The organism is Amycolatopsis sp. H20-H5 (genome assembly GCF_035828755.1).
Classification (GTDB): Bacteria; Actinomycetota; Actinomycetes; order Mycobacteriales; family Pseudonocardiaceae; genus Amycolatopsis.
This window is the reverse complement of sequence record NZ_JAYMZS010000078.1, coordinates 14,445-33,683: the sequence shown is the minus strand read 5'-3', so window position 1 is coordinate 33,683 and position 19,239 is coordinate 14,445. Positions and strand designations below refer to the sequence as shown.

The window sequence follows — 19,239 nt, the reverse complement described above, 5'->3', positions numbered from 1 at the left end:
CCTTGGTGCGTCAGACCTGCTGAAGGTCGCCTTTGGTGCACCCAACGCACTGAAGGCGACCTTCAGCATCGTTACGCTGCGCTCATGAAGGTGACGCGATGAAGTGGCGGCGGCTGCTGGCCGCGACCGGCGTGCGGATGCGCACGACGGCGGTCGCGGTCGTGGCGCTCGCGCTCGCGATGGCCGCCGCCGGGGTGGTGGTCGTCGTGCTGCTGGAGGAGTCCCTCGACCGCAGCGTCACCGAAAGCGCTCGCAGCACCGGCCGTCAGGTCGCCATCCAGCTCGCCCGTGAAGGCGCGCGCGACCTGTCCGCCAGCGACGTCGCCAGCACCGGCGACACCGAGGCCGTCACGCAGGTCCTCGACATGCGCGGCCGCCCCATCGCGAGCGACCCGGCCATCGTCGGCCGCCCGGCGCTGACCGGCGCACGCCCGGTGCAGGGCAACGAGATCGTCGAGACCCTGCCGTTGGGCCTCAACGGCGACGGCGCCGAATACCGCGTGGTCTCCCAGCTGGTCAACGGTCCGGGCGGGCCGTACACCGTGGTCTCCGCGAGGTCACTCGAACCGGTGACGGAGGCGTCCACCCGGCTCACCCTGCTGCTCGGCGTCATCGCGCTGCCGCTGCTCGCGATCTCGGGGCTCGCGGTGTACCGCGCGGTCGGCTCGGCGCTGCGCCCGGTCGAGCGGATGCGGCGCGCGGTCGCGGAGATCTCCACCCGCGACCTGACCGCCCGCGTCGGCCTGCCGCCCGGCCGCGACGAGGTCCACCGGCTGGCCACCACGCTCAACAGCATGCTCGGCAGGCTCGCTTCGGCACAGTCCGCGCAACGCCGGTTCGTCGCCGACGCCAGCCACGAGCTGCGCTCACCGCTGTCCACCATCAGCACCGCGCTCGACGTCTCCAGCCAGCATCCGGAGAGTTTCGGCACCGACGAGCTGGTGCCCGTGATCGCCAGGGAGACGGCGCGGCTGCGCGAGCTCGTCGACGACCTGCTCGTGCTGGCGCGCACGGACGACACCACCGACCGGCCGTCGAACACCGAGGTCGACCTCGACGACATCGTGCGTGCCGAGGCCGAGCGGGTCTCGCCCGGCGCTGAGCTGGAGATCGAGGTCCGCGCGGGGCCCGCGAAGGTCCACGGCAGCGAGGCCCAGCTCGGCCGGGCCGTGCGCAACCTGGTCGACAACGCCCGTGACCATGCTCGCAAACGTTTGCGCGTGGTCAGCCGGGTCACCGGCGGGTACGCGGTGGTCGAGGTCAGCGACGACGGTCCCGGCGTCGCGGCCGTCGACCGCGAGCGCGTGTTCGAGCGGTTCGTCCGGCTCGACGCGTCGCGCCAGCGTCACCACGGCGGCACCGGGCTGGGGCTGCCGATCGTCGCCGGGATCGCGACCCGCCACGGCGGCCGCGCCCGGTACGTCGAGAGCGACGACTCCCGCTACCCCGGCGCGTGTTTCGTCATCGAACTGCCGGTCATCGAGGAGGACTAGTGCGGCTGCTGATCGTCGAGGACGAGCGCGAGTTCGCCGAGACCCTGCGCAAGGGCCTGATGGCCGAGGGCTTCACCGTCGACGTCGCGCACACCGGGCCGGACGGACTGTGGTCCGCGTCCGAGCACGATTACGACGTCGTGGTCCTCGACATCATGCTGCCCGAGATGTCCGGCTACGAGGTCCTCAAACGGCTGCGCGCGGCGCGCAAGTGGACCCCGGTGCTGATGCTGACCGCGAAGGACGGCGAGTACGACGAGGCCGACGCCTTCGACCTCGGCGCCGACGACTACCTGAGCAAGCCGTTCTCGTTCGTCGTGCTGATCGCGCGGCTGCGCGCGTTGCTGCGGCGCGGCGCCCCCGCGCGCCCGGCCGTGCTCACCGCCGGGGACCTGCTGCTCGACCCCGCCGCCCGGACCGTCCACAGGGGAGAGAAGCGGATCGAGCTGACCGCGAGGGAGTTCGGGCTGCTCGAGTTCCTGTTGCGGCGCGCGGGTTCGGCGCTGACCAAGAACGAGATCCTCACGCACGTCTGGGACGCGCACTACGACGGCGACGAGAACGTCGTCGAGGTCTACGTCGGCTACCTGCGGCGCAAGATCGACACCCCGTTCGGCACGCACACCATCGAAACCGTGCGTGGCGTGGGCTACCGCCTCTCGGCATCCTGATCGGACTCGATCGGCGTCTCCGGCCCGTCGCCCGCCCGCCGGAAACCCCACACGAGCACCGCCACCAGCGCGACCACCAGTGCGGTCAGTATCAGCGCGGAGGTCGTCGACATGCCGGTGAGACTATGCCCGCGGCGCTGTGGGGACGCTGAGCATGCGCTGTGAATCCTCCGCGTGAGCACGGGCGGAACAGTGCCTGAACAAGGTCGCGGACCTACTTTCGGCGGTGGACCTGGACGTCGCCTACAGGGATCCTGAGGCCGTGCCAGTGACCGGGACCTTGATCGGCAGCGCTTCCTCAGTGGAGCAGGGCGAGCCGATCGCCTTTACTTACTCGACGCCACCGGCGTCCGTCACGCCGAAGAACTGGGTCGGTCTCTACGCCGATCCGGGCAACGGCCCCGTCGACCAGCGCTACGTCGGCGCTTCCACACTCTGGGAGTACGTCCCGCAGGCGAGCGGCGCCGTCTCGTTCGGCTCGGGCGCGCTCGGGGCGGGCGACTACATCGCCTTCTACCTCTCGAACGATGGCTACAGCTGGCTCGCCGACCCGGTGAAGTTCAGCGTCAGGCCGACCCCGCAGACCGAGCCGCCGGTGTTCCGCGACGCGTTCGGCTGCGAAGGCCGTGGTCCCGGCCAGTTCGCCGCGCCGTCCGGGATCACCGTCGACGCGCGCGGGCAGGTCTGGGTCGCGGACACCGGCAACGACCGGGTGCAGGCCTTCAGCCGCGACGGCCGTCTCGTCCGCGTGCTGGCCGGGCGGCTCAAGGCCCCGCAGGCCGTCGCGGTGGACGGCGGGGGCAACGTCTACGTCGCCGACACCGGCAACAACCGCGTCGCCCAGTACGCCTGGTGGGGCGGGTTCGTGCGCGAGTTCGGCGCCGGGAAACTGGACAATCCGCGCGGAGTCGCGGTGGACGCGGCCGGGCGGCTGGTCGTCTCGGACACCGGCCACCAGCGCATCGCGCGGTATGACACCCGCACCGGCGCGGAACTCGCCGCCATCACCGAGAAAGTCAGCTCCCCGCAGGGCATCACGCCCGACGGCGCGGGCGGCTTCTGGGTCGCGCAGAACGGGCGCGCCGCGAGCGGGAGCGTCGCCGTCGTCCGCTATTCGGCCGAGGGCAAGGTGATCGGCTCGATCGGCTACGGGCAGAGCAGCGAGTTCGGCGGCCTGTCCAACCCGTCCGACGTCGCGGTGAACAGCACCGGCGACGCCTACATCACCGTGCCGGACTACTGCTGGGTGGCCCAGTTCCGGACCGCGGGGCCTTACCGGGCCGAGTTCGGGCTGGACGGCAAGGGCACGCTGAGCTTCCCGCTGGGGGTCGCCGTCGACGCGCAGAATCGCGTGTTCGTCGCCGACACGGGCAACAACCGCATAGTCCACTTTGGAGTGTCGTGACCGACCTGACCCGGCGCCGGGTGCTCGGCACCGCCGCCGCGGCCGCCGCCGCGATGGGCGCGATGGTGCTGCCGCCGAACGTCCGCAAGGCGCTCGCCGAACCGTCTTCCCGGCCGGGACGGGGGAGTCTGCGCGACATCGAGCACATCGTCATCCTGATGCAGGAGAACCGCAGCTTCGACCACTACTTCGGGAACCTGGAAGGCGTTCGCGGCTTCAAGGACCCGACGGCGATGAAGCTGCCGAACGGTAATTCCGTGTTCCAGCAACCCTTCTCGGGTCATCCGGACGGGTATCTGCTGCCGTTCCGGTACAACACGTCGACGACGAACGCGCAGGCCACGCCCGGCCTGCCGCACAACTGGTCGGATCAGCACGCGGCGTGGAACAACGGGAAGATGGACAACTGGATCCCGGCCAAGGGCGCCAAGACGATGGCGTACTACGACCGCGAGGACATCCCGTTCCACTGGGCGCTGGCCGAGGCGTTCACCGTCTGCGACAACTACCACTGTTCGGTGATCGGGCCCACGAACCCGAACCGGCTGTACATGTGGACCGGCTGGATCGACCCGCAGGGCACCGCGGGTGGGCCCGCGAACACGAACTACATGTCCTCGGACGAGCCGGTGCTCTCGTGGAAGACCTATCCCGAGCGGCTCACCGACGCGGGCGTTTCCTGGCGTATCTACCAGGAAGAGGACAACTACGACGACAACTCGCTGGCGTGGTTCCGGCAGTTCGCCGACGCGCCGAAGTCTTCTCCGTTGTACCGCAACGCGATGGTGAAGAAGTCCGCTGGCTGGTTCGAGCACGACGCTCGCAACGACAACCTGCCCGCGGTGTCGTGGCTGGTGGCGCCGTCGGCGCAGACCGAGCACCCGAACTGGATGCCCGCGGCGGGGGCGCAGTACATCGCGTCCAAGATCGACGCGATCGCGGCGAACCCGGACGTCTGGGCGAAAACGGCGTTCATCCTGACCTACGACGAGAACGACGGGTACTTCGACCACGTCCTCCCGCCGACCCCGCCCGCCGGGACCCCGGACGAGTTCGTCGGCGGCGTGCCGATCGGCCTCGGCTTCCGCGTGCCGACGATCGTGGTCTCGCCGTGGACGACCGGCGGTTTCGTCTCCTCGGAGACGTTCGACCACTCGTCGCTGATCCGCCTGCTGGAGCAGCGTTTCGGGGTGCCCGAGCCGCACATCAGCGCTTGGCGGCGCAAGACCGTCGGCGACCTGACCTCGACGTTCCGCTTCGACCGCCCGCCATCCCGCTTCCCGCGCGACCGCGACGACCTCCGCTACCGGACGACGGTCACGAAGCTGCGCAAGGCACAAACCGAGGTCCGCAACAACCCGGCCCCCGGCGTCCCCACCGGCCCCCAGCACCTTCCCTGATTGCCCCTGAAGGCCACCATCACGGCGTAATACGCCGTGATGGTGGCCTTCAGAGGCAATCAGACGGTGAGGTTTTGGGTGGCGCGGACGACCGCGGTGCAGCGGTTTTCGACGTAGTCCAGGCCTGCCGACTCGGCGATCCGGCGGGCTTCGGCGGACACGATGCCCTGCTGGAGCCAGAGGGCCTTGGCGCCGATCGCGACGGCTTGTTCGGCGATCCCGGCGGCTTCGGGCGACGGGCGGAAGACGTCCACCAGGTCGACCGGCTCGGGGATGTCGGCGAGGGTCCGGTAGACCTTCTCGCCCAGCAGTTCGGTGGCGCTCGGGTGCACCGGGATGATCCGGAACCCGTGGGCCTGCGACACCGCCGGGACGCAGTGGGCGGCCTTGGCCGGGTCCCGGCTCAGTCCCACGACGGCGATGGTCCGCGCTGCGGCGAGTACTTCTTCCGCGGTCTTGCTCATGCCGGGTTCAACACCGGCGTGACCGGCGGAATTCCTACAGCTTCCACACCCGCAGGCCGCGGACGCGGTACACCGGCCACAGCACGTGCCACGGCTTGCGCCGGGTGAACGTCGACGTACAGGTGAGGATGTTGCGGGCCGAGGTCGTCGCGACGTCCTCGCGGTCGGCCCAGACTTCGCCGCCCTTCCCGACGGCGATGCGGAACACCGTCAGCAGCCCGCGACCCTGCATGTCGTACTTCGCGCCGGTGTCCCCCGAGCGCGACGCGAGTGCGGCGATCTCGTGGGGGAAGGCGGCCGACAGCGGAGCGGGCGTGCCGCCGGTGGGGACTTCGGCGACGCTGCCGACGATGGCCCGGCCGTGGACGCGGCGTGCGTAACGAGCCAGGAGCAGTCGTTCCCAGAGGGGCAGGACGCGGCGGTGTGCCAGCAGCGCGGCGCATTCGGTGTGCCCGATGCCGAAGATGTCGGCAGGATCGTCGTAGCCGACGGCCGGGGTGCCGTTGAGCTGGACCCGCACCTCGAAACTGGTGCGGGCGGTCAACTCGTCGAGCAGTTCGCGGCGATCGATGCGCGCCTTCGCCCGTGACTTCGACCAGTCGGACATGCCACTCCCGTCCTTCGCTTCCCCATCGGGTTGCGGACAGGGTAGGCGAAAAGTGGGCGCCCGCAAGCGGTTTCAGCCGATCTTTTCGCCGTACATCTCACCGAGCGGGTCGGAGATGAGCTCGACGCGGGCGCCGTCCGGGTCGGTGAAGTAGATCGACGTCTCGCTCTCCTGCAGGTATTCCACCCCGGCGGCGTCGAGCCGCGCGCGTTGCCGCGCCCAGTTCTCCGGTGTCACGGACAGGGCGAGGTGGTGCAGACCACCGAGCACCTCCGCGTACGAGCCGAGGTCGAGGCCGGGCAGGTCGAAGAACGCGACGGCGTTGCCATTGCCGACGTCGAAGAAGAAATGGCTGGAGCCGGGGTAGTCGCGGTTTTCGAACAGCTCGGTGAGCGGGAAGCCCAGCACGCCCTGGTAGAACTCGATCGTCCGCTCGACGTCACTCGAGATCAGCGCGGTGTGGTGGATGCCGCGGCCGAACGTCTCCGGGCGGCTCTCGACCGGCTTCAGGTGCTTCTCGCGCAACGCCCGTGCATCCGGGTGGACTTGCCGGTGTCGCGGTTGTCGTAGCGGATGACGTAGAACCCTTGTGCTGCAAGGTTTTCACAGAACTGTTCGTCCCACCAGATCATCGGCGAGCCGAGCCCCATGATCAGCAGGAGCGGACGGCCCGACGCCTCCCCGAAGGTCTCGTGGCACAGCTCGAGCCCGTTGACGCCGGCCATGCGCTCCGCCATCGGCTAGTCCTCCCGTTCGCCGGCCAGCTTGAGCAGCTCGGCCATCGCCTCGTGAAGGTAGCCGATCAGGTTCCAGACGTCCGGGATCAGCTCCCGGCACACCACGATCCCGAAGTCGAGCTGCCCGTTGTACGACATCACGGTGATGTTCAGCCCGCCGCTCGCGTCGGTGATGGCCGACACCGGGTAGTTGCCGAGCAGCCGCGCGCCCGCGAGGAACAGCGGGAGCTGCGCGCCGGGCACGTTCGACACCACCAGGTTCACCACCGGCGCGGTCGCGCCGAGGAACTTCATCAGCGCCCGCGCGGAAAGCCCGCCGAGCGCGGCGGGCAGCATGCTGCTGAAGTCCACCAGCCACGACGCGGGCAACGGCTGGTAGCGCTTCTTCGCCGACACCATGGACTGCGCCGTATGCGCCAGCCGCGCGGCCGGGTCGGCGATGTGGGTCGGCAGTGGCGCGAGCATCACCGAGATCTGGTTCCCGGCCGACTTCGCCTGCTCGGGCGTGCGCACCGACAGCGGGACGAGCGTGACCAGCGGATCCGCCGGGAGCGCGTCGTGGTCGATCAGCCAGCGGCGCATCACCGTCGCGCACAGGGCCATGACGACGTCGTTCACCGTGACACCGAAAGCCCGCTTGACCTGCTTCACGTCCTCCAACGGCAGAGAGCCGTATGCGAGCCGCCGGTGCGGGCTGATCGGGCCGTTGAACGGTGTGTCGGGCGCCATCAGCCGCGGCCGTTCCGCTTCATGCCTGCCAGGCCCTTGGCGCGTCAGGCGGCTCAGCGCGCTTCCCGCCTTCGCGAGCAGGTCGACGCCGGGAACGCGGGCCAGCCCTGGCAGCTCGTCGACGTGCGGGAGCAGCTTCGGCACCTTGAGGACCGTCTTGATCGGGTGCATCGCCATCCGCCGCACCCCGCCGACGGCCAGCGACAGTGGCCCCGGCACCTCCTGCGGCGGGCCGCTCAGCGCCGGTTCGACCGCCCGCGGCTCGGGCGAGACGTCCATCAGCACGCCCAGCAGCTCCGCGCCGGAGACACCGTCGATCGCGCTGTGGTGGACCTTCGTGTACACCGCGAGATTGCCGTCCTGCAGGCCGTGGACGAGGTAGACCTCCCACAACGGGCGGCGGCGATCGAGCGGCCGGGCGGTCAGCCGCGCGATCTGCTCGGCGAGCTGGCGCTCGTCCCCAGGAGCGGGTAGCGCGATCTCCCGGACGTGGTATTCGATGTCGAAATGCGGGTCGTTGATCCAGTAGGGGTGGTCGAGCCCCAGCGGCACTCGCAGCAGCTTCCAGCGCAGCGGTTTCGCCAGGTGCAGCCGCTGCTCCATCAGCGCGCGCAGGTCGTCGAGCGTGACGTCCCCGCCGGGAGCCGTCGACGGGTCCAAGATCGAGAGCCCACCCACGTGCCCGGTGGTCGTCGTCGATTCGGCGTTCAAAAACTGCACGTCCAACGGGGTCAACTGCCGCATTGAAGCCTCCTGATGATGCCCGGCCCGTCAGTCTGCTCGGGCCGGGGCCCGCGGTAAATCCGCTAGGAGGGTGTCCGGTAAGCGCTTGCCTGGATCTCGTACAGCTCGTGGTACACCCCTCCCGCCGCGATCAGTTCGCCGTGGGTGCCCTGCTCGACGAGCCTGCCCTTGTCCAGCACGAGGATCCGGTCGGCCCGGCGGATGTTCGCCAGCCGGTGCGTGACCAGGATCGTCGTCCGCCGCCCGGCGCCGGACGTACTCGCGTGCTGTAGCCCGGCGAACACCCGCGCTTCGGCCCGTGCGTCGAGCGCTGCCGTGGGCTCGTCGGCCACCAGCACCGAAGCGTCCCGGTAGATCCCGCGGGCGATGCCCATCCGCTGCCACTGGCCGCCGGACAGGTCCTGGCCGTCGTTGAATTTCTTCGACAGCATGGTGTTTTCCTTGGCGGGCAAGGAATCGATCACCTCGTCCGCGCCGGAGGAGCTGATCGCCGCCAGCCAGGCCGCGCGGCCGGGATCCGGCCTGCCGAGCCTCCCGACGGTGATGTTGTTCGCCGCCGTCATCGGCCATTCGGCGGGTTCCTGCGCGATGACGGCGATGTTCTCGTGCACCGACGCCGGATCCGCCTCCGCCAGATCGACGCCGTCCCAGTAGACGGCACCCGCCGACGGCGGATACAGCCCGGTCAGCAGCTTGCCCAGCGTCGTCTTGCCGGAGCCGTTCTCCCCGACGAGCGCGACGACCTCCCCTCGCCGGATGGTCGTGCTGATGTCGCGCAGTGCCGGACTCTCCTGATCCGGATAGGTGAACGTGACGTTGTCCAGCCGGATCTCGGCCGGGTCCGGTGGGACGGCGACCCCGCCCGGCGCGGGGCTGCGAGCCGCCGACTCTTCGAGCAGCTTTCTGTGGAAGGAGATGTAGAACGAGTCCTCGTAGAGCATGTTGACCGCGCGGATGGTGTTCGACAGCGAGTTCGACGCCGTCCGCATGGCGAGCACCGCCGTGCCCGCCAGCGCGAGCTGCATCTCGCCCGAATAGAGCAGCCAGCCCAGCACCAGATACGCGACCGCGGTGCCCAGCCCGGCCGCGGCGCGGCCCGTCAGCCGGACGACATTGCTGCGATGCGCGAGCGTGATCTCCTCGTCTCGCAGGCTTTCGGTGATTCGCCGGTACTCGCCGAGCAGCGGCTCCTGCAGTGTCAGCGCGTGCCGTTCCAGTGCGAGCGTCCGGTAGGTCGCGACCTCCTCGACGATGCCCTTGCGCATATGCCTGCCGACCGTGTCGAGGTAGTGCCGGTAGTTGAGCTTGGCCACCCGCGCCGAGGCCCAGCCGTCGGCGGCCGCCGCGAGCAGCAGCACCGGTGCGAGCCAGGGATTGAGCAGCCCGGCCGTGATCATCGCCGCCAGCAGCGAGATCGCCGAGGAGGTGAGATCCGCCAGCATCCGCACGCTCGACTCGATCGCCCGGACGCCGTGGTTCGCTCCTTGCCTTGCCAGCTCGCGGAAATCGGCGTCCTCGAAGGCGAGCAGCCGCACCCGGACCACCGCGGCCGTCACGTCGTCACCCGCCGCCGTGGTGACCCGGGGCCGCAGCGCGCCCTCGACCGCGGCGACCGCCGTGTCGAGCAGGGCCCGCACCGCGTACGACGCGATGACCACCGCGATCGACGGCAGCGACTCCAGCACGCGCTCCGGCGTCGGCCCGCGCTGCAGCAGAGCGGTGAACACGTTCGCCGTGGCGAGCAGGCCGAAAGCCGTGACACCGCCGGAAACCACGTGCACCAGGCCCGCCAGCAGCGTCAGCCTCGGCGAACTGCGCCAAGCGAGCCGGGCCACGACGGCGATGGCGGCGGGCAGCGTGCGCACCGCTTGGCCGAACCCGGCCGCCGCCACCCGCTCGTCCACCTGGGCCCACGCGGGCATCTTGACGTTCTCCACCCCGATGAGCGGGGCGGAGGAAGCGGGCGGATCGCCGGTTCTGTGCACCCCTACATCTCTACTCCGCAGGTCCGACAATCCCGGTCGCGTGGGGACGTCGTATGCCCCTGAAGGCCACCTTCACGGCGTAAAACGCTGTGAAGGTGGCCTTCAGGGGCAGTTGCAAGTTAGGTTTTGATGCCCAGTAGGGCGAGGAAGTTGCGGAAGTCCTGGGGCATGTCGACCTCGTCGGGGTCGAGCAGCCATTGCAGTTGCAGGCCGTCGAGTACGGCCACCGCGATGGGCGCGATCTGCGCGGGGGTGAGGCCCGCGGGGAGGTCGTCGGCGTAGCGCTCCAGCATTTGCGCCACCAGCTGGCGGACGCGGGCGTAGCGGTCGTGGAAGTACTCCCGTGCCGGGTGGTCCTCGGTCACGCTGTCGGCGGAAAGCACCGTGTACGTCCGGACGATGCCGGGCCTGGTCGCGTTGTAGTCCACCAGTTCCGCGAGTTCCGTCGCGCCGATCGCGGACGGGTCCTTCGAACGCGTGAAGTTCAGCAGGTCCCACTGGTCGCGCGTTTCCAGCACCGCGGCCAGCAGGTTTTCCTTGGTGGGGAAGTAATGCATCAGCCCTTGCTGGGTGAGGCCGACCCGCTCCGCGACGGCGGCGAGCGAGGTGCCGCGATAGCCGCGTTCGGCGAGGACGTCGAACGCGGCGCGGATGATGCCGTCGCGACGGTCGCTGCCTCGGGGCCTGCTCATGGGGTGAGCCTACGTGAGCAAAAATCACAGATCAATAACGTCACCTACTCATCACCAGGTATTGTCGGAGACGCCACGTCATGCGAGAAGGAGCCGCCGGATGAGCATCGAAGCTCTCGTCGAAACCCTGCTGGCCAGGCTGGATTTGGACGCCAAGGCCAGGCTGCTCGCCGGTCAGGACGTCTGGACGCTGCCCGCGGCGCCGGAGATCGGGCTCCGCCCGCTCGTGCTGTCCGATGGCCCGGTCGGCGTCCGCGGGGTGAACTGGACGGCGGATGACCCGTCGGTGACGCTGCCCAGCCCGACCGCGCTGGCCGCGACCTGGGATCCTGCGCTCGCCGAACGCGTGGGCGGACTTCTCGCGCAGGAAGCGCGGCGCAAGGGCGTGCACGTGCTCCTCGCGCCGACGGTCAACCTGCACCGCTCGCCGCTTGGCGGGCGGCATTTCGAGTGCTACTCCGAGGATCCGCTGCTCACGGGGCATATCGGCGCCGGGTACGTGCGCGGGGTCCAGGGCGGCGGCGTCGCCGCCACGGTCAAGCACTTCGTCGCGAACGACTCCGAAACCGAGCGATTCACCCTGGACGTCCGCGCCGCCGAACGGACGCTGCGCGAGCTCTACCTGACGCCCTTCGAGTACATCGTGAAGCACGCGAAACCGTGGGGGATCATGGCCGCCTACAACGGGGTCAACGGTTCCACGATGACCGAGCACGACCGGCTCCAGAACGGCGTCCTGCGCGGTGAATGGGGTTTCGACGGCCTCATCGTGTCCGACTGGCTGGCCGCGAGGGACACCGTCCGTGACGCGAACGGCGGCCTGGACGTGGCGATGCCGGGCCCGAAGACGGTCTTCGGGCCGCGGCTGGCGGAGGCCGTCCGTGCCGGTGACGTCGCCGAAGAGACGGTCGACGCGATGGTGCGCCGGGTTCTGTTGCTGGCGGCCAAAACGGGCACGCTCGAAGGTGTGCCGACTTCGGCAACGGAGTCCGATGTGGACGGTAATGCGCTGGCTCGCGAGGTGGCGGGCCGGTCGTTCGTGTTGCTGCGCAACGAAGACAACGTCCTGCCCCTGCGGTCGCCGCGCGGTATCGCCCTGATCGGTGCGGCCGCCACGGAGCCGAGGATCCTCGGCGGTGGCAGCGCAACAGTGTTCGCGGACCAGGTCGTTTCGCCGCTGGACGGCCTTCGCGCGGCCCTGCCCGACGACGTCGAGCTGCGCCACGCCATCGGCGTCGATCCCAGCACCACGCTGCGCACGGCGTCCGCCGGGTTCGCCGTGCGAGCGGTCGCGCGGGACGCCGCGGGCGCCGAGCTGGCGACGTTCGCGCTGGCCGAAGCGGCCGTCAAGTGGGTCGGCCAGCTCCCCGCCGGGCTGGACGCGCGGGAGCTGGATTCGGTCGAGATCACCGGCACCTTCACCCCGGAAGCCTCCGGCGTACACACGTTCGGGTTGGTCGGGACCGGGACGCTGACCCTGACCGTCGACGGCAGGACGCTCTTCGACGGCCCCAACATTCCCGCGGGCACCGACGTGATGACCGCGATCATGAACGTCCAGGAGCAGCGCCGCGACGTCGAGCTCACCGCCGGGAAGACGGTCGACGTCCGGCTCTCTTATCGCGTCCCGGACGAGGTCGGGGCGCTGACGGAGGGCAGCTTCTCCTGGGTCTCGTTCGGGCTCGGGCACGCACTGCCCGCCGAGGATCCGGACGTCGCGATCGAGCGGGCGGTGGCGCTCGCGGCGGAGTCCGAGGTCGCGGTCGTCGTGGTCGGCACCACCGAGGCGATCGAGAGCGAGGGTTTCGACCGCGAGTCACTGGCGTTGCCGGGCAGGCAGGACGAGCTCGTGGCGCGGGTCGCGGCGGTGAATCCGCGCACGATCGTCGTGGTCAACGCGGGTTCGCCGGTCGAGTTGCGGTGGCGCGAAGACGTCGCGGCGGTGCTGCTGGTCTGGTTCCCCGGCCAGGCTGGCGGGTCCGCGCTGGCCGACGTCCTCCTTGGCCTCGCCGAACCGGGTGGTCGCCTGCCAACGACCTGGCCGGACAGCCTCGCCGACAGCCCGGTGACCCGGGTGGCCCCGGAGAACGGCGTGCTGCCCTACGACGAAGGCGTCTTCATCGGTTACCGGGCATGGGCGCGGGCGGGCACGGCTCCGGCGTACTGGTTCGGCCACGGCCTCGGCTACACCGAATGGGCGTACGAATCGGTCTCGATCGAGGGGACGACCGTGCGCGTCGAGCTACGCAACACCGGCGAGCGGACCGGTCGCGAGGTCGTCCAGGTCTACGTCGCCCCGGCGATCCCGGACCCGGAACGTCCGGCCCGCTGGCTGGCGGGCTTCGCGAGCGTCGAGGCAGGGCCCGGCGAGACCGTGCTGGCCGAGGTCGTCCTTCCGGAACGTGCCTTCTCGGTCTGGGACGACGGCTGGCGCCGCGCGGCCGGTGACCATGTCGTCCACGTCGGCCGCTCCTACGCCGACCTGCCGCTGCGAGGACGGTTCCCAGCCGTCCCGTAACCCGCTAGTCTCACGCTAGAGCGATCTATCTAGTGCTGGAGGCAGCATGGACGAGTTGCGGGAAAAGGGCCTGAACCCACTCCGGTTGATCCTCGGGTTCACCCTGCTGAGCACCACCTTGCACTACGCGCAAAACGTCATCTCGGCCGCGAGCTATCCGCCGGTCGCGGGCATCAGCCTCGGCGTCACGCAGTTCCTCGTGGCCTTCACCTGGGTACTGACCACTGCCTGTGGCGCGCTCGGCTACCGCGCTTACCGCCGCGGCCGGTATTGGCCCTCGCTGGCGTTTCTGCTGGTCTACTCGCTGTCGGGAATCGGCAGCGCCGGGCACTTCCTGGTCGGCGTCCCGCAGGTGCCCGCGTTCTGGTTCGCCACGATCTTCACCGACGTGTTCGCCTCGCTCCTGCTCTGGCTGTTCGTCGCATGGGCGGCCTCGAAGCTCAACCGGGTGATCTCCGGAGATCAAGTTTCTACATAACATTGACGTTGGTCATGAAAATGTAGACAATTGAGAGGTGACCACCACCAGATCGGTGACCTTTGAGCGTCACCCTGACACCTATCGGCACTGGCGGCTCCGGCTGGACGGCGAGGTCGCCTGGCTCGAGCTGGACGTCGACGAGAACGGTGGTCTCGTCGACGGCTACGAGCTCAAGCTGAACTCCTACGACCTCGGCGTCGACATCGAGCTCTACGACGCTACACAGCGGCTGCGCTTCGAGCATCCCGAAGTGCGCGCGGTCGTGGTGACCAGCGCGAAGGACAAGATCTTCTGCGCCGGCGCGAACATCCGCATGCTCGCGGCGTCGAGTCACCACTGGAAGGTGAACTTCTGCAAGTTCACCAACGAGACCCGCAACGGCATGGAGGACGCCACCGAGCATTCGGGGCAGACCTACCTCGCCGCGATCAACGGCACGTGCGCGGGCGGCGGCTACGAGATCGCGCTGGCCTGCGAAAAGATCCTGCTGGTCGACGACAACTCCTCGACCGTCGCGCTGCCCGAGGTCCCCCTGCTCGGCGTGCTGCCGGGCACCGGCGGTCTCACCAGGGTGGTCGACAAGCGTCGCGTCCGGCGCGACCTCGCCGACGTCTTCGCCACCCGCTCCGACGGCGTCAAGGGAAAGACGGCGGTCGACTGGCGGCTGGTCGACGAGCTCGTGCCGCGGCAGGGGTTCCTCGACACCGTGCGCGCCAGGGCTTCCGATGCCGCGCAGCGCAGCACCCGGCTTCCCGGTAAAACCGGCGTCGAGCTCACGCCGCTGAACTGCGAAGTGACCGAAGACGGCCTCAAGTATCGACATATCGAGGCCGAGCCGGGTGACCTGCACGAAGAAGGCGCCGACGGCTGGCTGCTGGCCCTCACCCGCGAGCTCGACGACGCGATCCTTCGCTTACGCACCAACGAACCCGAGCTCGGCACCTGGGTGCTCCGCAGCGAGGGCGACCCGGCGAAGGTGCTCGCGCACGAGCAGGCGGTGCTGGGCGCGAAGGACTGGCTGAGCACCGAGATCCTGCACTACTTCAAGCGCACGCTCAAACGCCTCGACGTCACCAGCCGTAGCCTGTTCGCCCTGATCGAGCCAGGCGGCTGCTTCGCCGGACTGCTGCTTGAGCTCGCACTGGCCGCCGACCGTCAGTACATTTTGGACGGTCCGGCGGTAGCTACGCTCGACCCTGCGAGCAGGTCTTCGGCCGACGACGAGGACAGCGAGGAACGCGCCTCGATCACGTTGTCCGAGGCCAACTTCGGCGCGTTCCCGATGGGCAACGGCCTGTCCCGCCTCGAATCCCGCTTCTACGCCGACGCCGACCACCTCGCCCGGCTCGCCCGCGAACGCGACCGGCCGCTCAGCGCCGCCGAGGCGAACGAACTCGGCCTGGTCACCGACGCGCCCGACGACCTCGACTGGGCGGACGAGATCCGGATCGTGCTGGAGAGCCGGGCCTCGCTCAGCCCCGACGCGCTCAGCGGGATGGAGGCCAACCACCGGTTCGTCGGCCCGGAGACCATCGAGACCAAGATTTTCGGCAGGCTGGCCGCCTGGCAGAACTGGATCTTCACCCGGGAGAACGCATCCGGGCCGGAAGGGGCGCTGCGCCGCTACGGTACTGGCCAGAAGGCTGTCTTCGACAGGAAGCGGGTCTAGCATCTCATGCCCGAAAAGATCGACTACGACGCGAAGATCCCCAACAATGTCAACCTCGCCGACGATCGCCGCCTCCAGCGCGCGCTCGAGGGCTGGCAGCCGAAGTTCATGAACTGGTGGGGCGAGATGGGCCCCACGCTGGAGACCCAGGGCGTCTACCTGCGCACCGCGGTCAGCGTCGGCCGCGAGGGCTGGGCGCATTTCGACCACGTCAACGTGCCCGACTACCGCTGGGGCATCTTCCTCGCCGAGCGCGACGCCGACCGCCGAATCGCCTTCGGCGAGCACCGGGGCGAGCCGGTCTGGCAGCAGGTGCCCGGCGAGTACCGCGCCGACCTGCAGCGCCTCATCGTCATCCAGGGCGACACCGAACCGGCGTCGGTCGAGCAGCAGAAGCTACTCGGGCTCACCGCGCCGAGCCTCTACGACCTGCGCAACCTCTTCCAGGTCAACGTCGAAGAGGGCCGCCACCTGTGGGCGATGGTTTACCTGTTGCACGCCTACTTCGGCAGGGAAGGCCGGGACGAGGCGGAAAGCCTGCTGCTGCGCAACTCCGGCAGCCCGGACGCCCCGCGTATCCTCGGCGCGTTCAACGAGGAGACCGCCGACTGGCTGGCGTTCTACATGTTCACCTACTTCACCGACCGGGACGGCAAGTACCAGCTCGGGACGTTGAAAGAGAGTGCTTTCGACCCGCTCTCGCGCACCTGTGAATTCATGCTCAAGGAAGAGGCGCACCACATGTTCGTCGGCACCACCGGTGTCGACCGCGTGGTGCAGCGCACCGCCGACCTGATCCGTGAGCACGACACGACCGACGTCGCCGCGCACGGCGGGATCCCGCTGGAGATCATCCAGAAGTACATCAACTTCCATTACACCGTCTCGCTCGACCTGTTCGGCAACGAGACCTCGACCAACGCGGCCAACTACTACACCGCCGGGCTCAAGGGCCGCTGGCAGGAGACCCGCCGCAAGGACGACCACCAGCTCACCGAGGACAGCCGCACGCTCGACCGCCCGCGCGGCGACGGGACCTGGGAGACCGACGAGCTGCAGGCCATCCTGCTGCTCAACCTCGACCTGCGCGGCGAGTACACCGCGGACTGCCAGACCGGGGTCAACCGCTGGAACAAGATCCTCACCGAGGCCGGGATCGAGTTCCGGTTCGCGCTGCCACACCCTGGTTTCAACCGCGAAGTCGGCATAAACTCCGGCCACCACGTGACGCCCGACGGCACCCTCGTCGACGAGCGGAGCTGGCTGGCAGGCAAGAACAAGTGGTTGCCCACGACCGAGGACCTGACCTTCGTCCGCTCGCTGATGCGCCCGGTGTACGAGCGGGGGAAGATCGCCAGCTGGGTCGCGCCGCCGCGGCAAGGTATCAACGGGAAACCGTTCGACTACGAATACGTATACCTGACTTGAGGGGTGCGTGGTGAACGCCTTCAACGCCGCGGGGTATCTGCTCGACCGGCATGTCGCCGAGGGCCGGGGCGACGAGATCGCCGTCGTCTCCGCCCGGCGCACATTGACCTACGCCGAGCTGACGGCCGAGGCCCATCGTGTCGCGGCCGGGTTCCGAGACCTCGGGGTCCGGCCGGAAGAGCGCGTCATGTTCTGCATGGTCGACGACGTCGAGCTGCTCACCGGCCTGCTCGGCGCATTGCTCGCCGGTGCGATCGCGGTCCCGGTGTCCACCATGGCCACCGGCCTGGAGCTGGGCAAGGTCCTCGCCGACTCGCGGGCGCGTGTCCTGTGCGTGTCCGGTGAGTTCGCCGCCCAGGCCGTGCTGGCGCTCGGGCTCGCGCCGGAGGCCACCGACGTCGCACTCGACCGCGCGGAGCCCGCGGACTTCCCCGCCGGTGTGCGTACTCACTTGTGGACAGATCTGTCCACAACGGACGACTCGCCGTTCGTCCCGATGGACACCTGGGAGGACTCGCCCGCGCTGTGGCTCTACACCTCGGGCACCACCGGGCAGCCGAAGGGCGCGATGCACCGGCACGGCAGCGTCCGCGCGGTGTGCGAGACCTACGCCCGCGGCGTGCTGGCCACCGGCCCGCACGACCGGTTCCTGTCCGTGGCGAAGCTGTTCTTCGCTTACGGACTGGGGAATTCCGCCTTCTTCCCGCTGGCCGCGGGCGCCACGACGCTGCTCGAACCCGGCCGCCCGACCCCCGGGTCGATCGCCGCGCGGGTGAGGGCCGACAAGCCGACGCTGTTCTTCGGCGTGCCGACGTTCTATGCCGCTGTCCTGGCCAGCGACATCCCCGACGACACCTTCGCTTCGGTGCGGCACGCGGTTTCCGCCGGGGAGCCGCTGCCCGCGGCCGTCTACGAGCGGTTCCTCGCGCGGTTCGGGGTGGAGATCCTCGACGGGATCGGCTCCACCGAGGCGTTGCACATCTTCCTGTCCAACCGGCCGGGCGAGGTCCGGCCTGGCAGCACCGGGATCCCGGTGCCCGGCTACGAGGCCCAGATCCGGGACGAGGCGGGTGAGCCGGTCACCGCCGCCGGGCAGCCGGGCGAGTTGTACATCACCGGGCCGTCGACCGCGACCGGGTACTGGGCGCGCTACGAGACGACGAAACTCGTGTTCCAGGGCCGTTGGGTGCGCACGGGTGACAGCTACGTGCGCAACGAGGACGGCACGTACACCTGCCTCGGCAGGCTCAACGACATGCTCAAGGCAGGCGGGATCTGGGTCTCGCCCGCCGAGGTCGAGGAGCGGCTGCTGCAGCATCCCGCCGTGGCCGAGGTCGTGGTGGTGGCCGCGCCGGACATCGACGGGATCGAAAAGCCAGTGGCGTGCGTGGTCCTCGCGGCCGAGCAGCACCTGGACGCGGACGAGCTGATCGAGTTCTGCCGCGTCGGCCTCGCCTCGTTCAAGCGGCCGCGCGGCGTGGTCGAGCTCGCCGAACTACCCAAGACCGCGACCGGCAAGATCCGCCGCAACGTGATCAGGGAGCTGGTCCGCGACTCACTCCGCGTGGTGACTCAACGCCGGTGACGGCCGCACCTCACGTGCCCGCAACACACACCACCAAAAACCCACCACAACAATTTCGCCCCAACCACAGCGTCTCCGCGAGCTCTGCGAGTGGAGACTTCACCGCCGCGCGCCCTCTTTCAGGGCCGCCAGGCCCTCCCAACTCGCGACGGTAGGTCGCCCCCCTTTCAAGCAAAGTCGCACTTACCTACCTGGTCGGGGCGGCCTGGCGGCGCGAGTTTGTGAGCGCGCTGGCCAAAAGACACAGGCTTCTAACCGTGTCTCAGGGCTCAACCACGGGTCGGTGGTTGCGTCCAAAGGTGCGGTTAGAAGCCTGTGTTTATTGGCCAGCGCGCTCACATAATCGCGCCGCCACCCCGGCCCTGGTTCCAGCGTAAGTGCGGTTCTCGGATACGGGGCCGGGGTGCCGTCGCGATTCTGGACGGCCTGGCGGCCGTGAAAGAGGGCGCGCGGCGGTGAAGTCTTCCCTCGCAAAGCTCGGGAAGACGCTGTGGTTGGGGCGGAACTGTTGTGGTGGGTTTTTGGTGGTGCGTGTTGTGGGTACGTGAGGCGCGGTGGTTTTGGTGGTGTGTTGTGGGTATGTGAGGCGCGGCGGTTAACTGGTGGTGGTGTGTGTTGTGGGTATGTGAGG

The 19,239-nt window shown here is 69.2% G+C and carries 17 protein-coding genes; 9 read left to right on the top strand and 8 right to left on the bottom strand.

What is annotated here, in order from left to right:
* Positions 1 to 98: 98 nt before the first annotated feature.
* Positions 99 to 1,493 carry a sensor histidine kinase gene (locus tag QMK34_RS32350; protein WP_326418441.1) on the top strand — a complete coding sequence of 465 codons (1,395 nt, stop codon included), beginning with the start codon at positions 99 to 101 and terminating at the stop codon, positions 1,491 to 1,493.
* Entirely contained in the window at positions 1,493 to 2,164 is a 672-nt protein-coding gene (locus QMK34_RS32345) for a response regulator transcription factor (RefSeq protein WP_326418440.1), read from the top strand. The genes QMK34_RS32350 and QMK34_RS32345 overlap by 1 nt, the downstream gene beginning before the upstream one ends.
* On the opposite strand, the gene QMK34_RS32340 is transcribed toward QMK34_RS32345, so the two are convergent.
* Positions 2,143 to 2,277, bottom strand: a complete 135-nt coding sequence (locus QMK34_RS32340) for a hypothetical protein (protein ID WP_326418439.1) — start codon at positions 2,275 to 2,277, stop codon at positions 2,143 to 2,145. The genes QMK34_RS32345 and QMK34_RS32340 overlap by 22 nt on opposite strands.
* A 149-nt stretch (positions 2,278 to 2,426) precedes the next feature.
* Between QMK34_RS32340 and QMK34_RS32335 the strand changes: the two genes are divergently transcribed.
* Both QMK34_RS32335 and QMK34_RS32330 read left to right on the top strand, forming a co-directional pair.
* Positions 2,427 to 3,569, top strand: coding sequence for an NHL repeat-containing protein (locus QMK34_RS32335; protein WP_326418438.1), 1,143 nt, complete (start codon positions 2,427 to 2,429; stop codon positions 3,567 to 3,569).
* Positions 3,566 to 4,969, top strand: a complete 1,404-nt coding sequence (locus QMK34_RS32330; protein WP_326418436.1) for a phosphocholine-specific phospholipase C — start codon at positions 3,566 to 3,568, stop codon at positions 4,967 to 4,969. The genes QMK34_RS32335 and QMK34_RS32330 overlap by 4 nt, the downstream gene beginning before the upstream one ends.
* 59 nt (positions 4,970 to 5,028) lie before the next feature.
* Here QMK34_RS32330 and QMK34_RS32325 read toward each other — a convergent pair whose 3' ends face one another.
* From QMK34_RS32325 to QMK34_RS32295, 7 genes are all read right to left on the bottom strand, one after another.
* Entirely contained in the window at positions 5,029 to 5,433 is a 405-nt protein-coding gene (locus tag QMK34_RS32325) for a CoA-binding protein (RefSeq protein WP_326418435.1), read from the bottom strand.
* Positions 5,434 to 5,467: 34 nt separating this feature from the next.
* The gene (locus QMK34_RS32320; protein WP_326418434.1) at positions 5,468 to 6,040 is read right to left on the bottom strand and encodes a hypothetical protein; all 573 of its coding nucleotides are present in this window, start codon (positions 6,038 to 6,040) and stop codon (positions 5,468 to 5,470) included.
* Positions 6,041 to 6,112: 72 nt separating this feature from the next.
* A complete protein-coding gene (locus tag QMK34_RS32315; RefSeq protein WP_326418433.1) occupies positions 6,113 to 6,565 on the bottom strand; it encodes a VOC family protein in 453 nt (150 codons plus the stop codon).
* Positions 6,547 to 6,777 (bottom strand): alpha/beta fold hydrolase, encoded by a 231-nt coding sequence (locus QMK34_RS32310; RefSeq protein ID WP_326418431.1) that lies wholly within the window; start codon positions 6,775 to 6,777, stop codon positions 6,547 to 6,549. Before QMK34_RS32310 ends, QMK34_RS32315 begins: the two co-directional genes overlap by 19 nt.
* A 3-nt stretch (positions 6,778 to 6,780) precedes the next feature.
* The gene (locus QMK34_RS32305) at positions 6,781 to 8,250 is read right to left on the bottom strand and encodes a WS/DGAT/MGAT family O-acyltransferase (protein ID WP_326418430.1); all 1,470 of its coding nucleotides are present in this window, start codon (positions 8,248 to 8,250) and stop codon (positions 6,781 to 6,783) included.
* Between the two features lie 62 nt (positions 8,251 to 8,312).
* The gene (locus QMK34_RS32300; RefSeq protein ID WP_326418456.1) at positions 8,313 to 10,172 is read right to left on the bottom strand and encodes an ABC transporter ATP-binding protein; all 1,860 of its coding nucleotides are present in this window, start codon (positions 10,170 to 10,172) and stop codon (positions 8,313 to 8,315) included.
* A gap of 182 nt (positions 10,173 to 10,354) precedes the next feature.
* Positions 10,355 to 10,927: a TetR/AcrR family transcriptional regulator gene (locus tag QMK34_RS32295; protein WP_326418429.1), complete on the bottom strand. Its 573-nt coding sequence runs from the start codon at positions 10,925 to 10,927 to the stop codon at positions 10,355 to 10,357.
* A gap of 100 nt (positions 10,928 to 11,027) precedes the next feature.
* Here QMK34_RS32295 and QMK34_RS32290 point away from each other — a divergent pair, with 100 nt between their 5' ends.
* The 5 genes from QMK34_RS32290 to QMK34_RS32270 are packed head-to-tail and all read left to right on the top strand — an operon-like array spanning position 11,028 to position 18,608.
* Positions 11,028 to 13,445 carry a beta-glucosidase H gene (locus QMK34_RS32290; protein WP_326418428.1) on the top strand — a complete coding sequence of 806 codons (2,418 nt, stop codon included), beginning with the start codon at positions 11,028 to 11,030 and terminating at the stop codon, positions 13,443 to 13,445.
* 46 nt (positions 13,446 to 13,491) lie between these two features.
* Entirely contained in the window at positions 13,492 to 13,923 is a 432-nt protein-coding gene (locus QMK34_RS32285) for a hypothetical protein (protein ID WP_326418427.1), read from the top strand.
* A gap of 37 nt (positions 13,924 to 13,960) precedes the next feature.
* Entirely contained in the window at positions 13,961 to 15,595 is a 1,635-nt protein-coding gene (locus tag QMK34_RS32280) for an enoyl-CoA hydratase-related protein (protein WP_326418426.1), read from the top strand.
* Between the two features lie 6 nt (positions 15,596 to 15,601).
* Entirely contained in the window at positions 15,602 to 17,023 is a 1,422-nt protein-coding gene (gene boxB / locus QMK34_RS32275; protein ID WP_326418425.1) for a benzoyl-CoA 2,3-epoxidase subunit BoxB, read from the top strand.
* Between the two features lie 7 nt (positions 17,024 to 17,030).
* Entirely contained in the window at positions 17,031 to 18,608 is a 1,578-nt protein-coding gene (locus QMK34_RS32270; protein WP_326418424.1) for a benzoate-CoA ligase family protein, read from the top strand.
* Positions 18,609 to 19,239: the final 631 nt, after the last annotated feature.

Coding starts and splice junctions, on each gene's coding strand:
- QMK34_RS32285 (WP_326418427.1), top strand. CDS start 13,492: ATGGACGAGTTGCGGGAAAAGGGCCTGAACCCACTCCGGTTGATCCTC.
- QMK34_RS32295 (WP_326418429.1), bottom strand. CDS start 10,927: ATGAGCAGGCCCCGAGGCAGCGACCGTCGCGACGGCATCATCCGCGCC.
- QMK34_RS32340 (WP_326418439.1), bottom strand. CDS start 2,277: ATGTCGACGACCTCCGCGCTGATACTGACCGCACTGGTGGTCGCGCTG.
- QMK34_RS32325 (WP_326418435.1), bottom strand. CDS start 5,433: ATGAGCAAGACCGCGGAAGAAGTACTCGCCGCAGCGCGGACCATCGCC.
- QMK34_RS32305 (WP_326418430.1), bottom strand. CDS start 8,250: ATGCGGCAGTTGACCCCGTTGGACGTGCAGTTTTTGAACGCCGAATCG.
- QMK34_RS32310 (WP_326418431.1), bottom strand. CDS start 6,777: ATGGCGGAGCGCATGGCCGGCGTCAACGGGCTCGAGCTGTGCCACGAG.
- QMK34_RS32290 (WP_326418428.1), top strand. CDS start 11,028: ATGAGCATCGAAGCTCTCGTCGAAACCCTGCTGGCCAGGCTGGATTTG.
- QMK34_RS32350 (WP_326418441.1), top strand. CDS start 99: ATGAAGTGGCGGCGGCTGCTGGCCGCGACCGGCGTGCGGATGCGCACG.
- QMK34_RS32300 (WP_326418456.1), bottom strand. CDS start 10,172: ATGCCCGCGTGGGCCCAGGTGGACGAGCGGGTGGCGGCGGCCGGGTTC.
- QMK34_RS32320 (WP_326418434.1), bottom strand. CDS start 6,040: ATGTCCGACTGGTCGAAGTCACGGGCGAAGGCGCGCATCGATCGCCGC.
- boxB (WP_326418425.1), top strand. CDS start 15,602: ATGCCCGAAAAGATCGACTACGACGCGAAGATCCCCAACAATGTCAAC.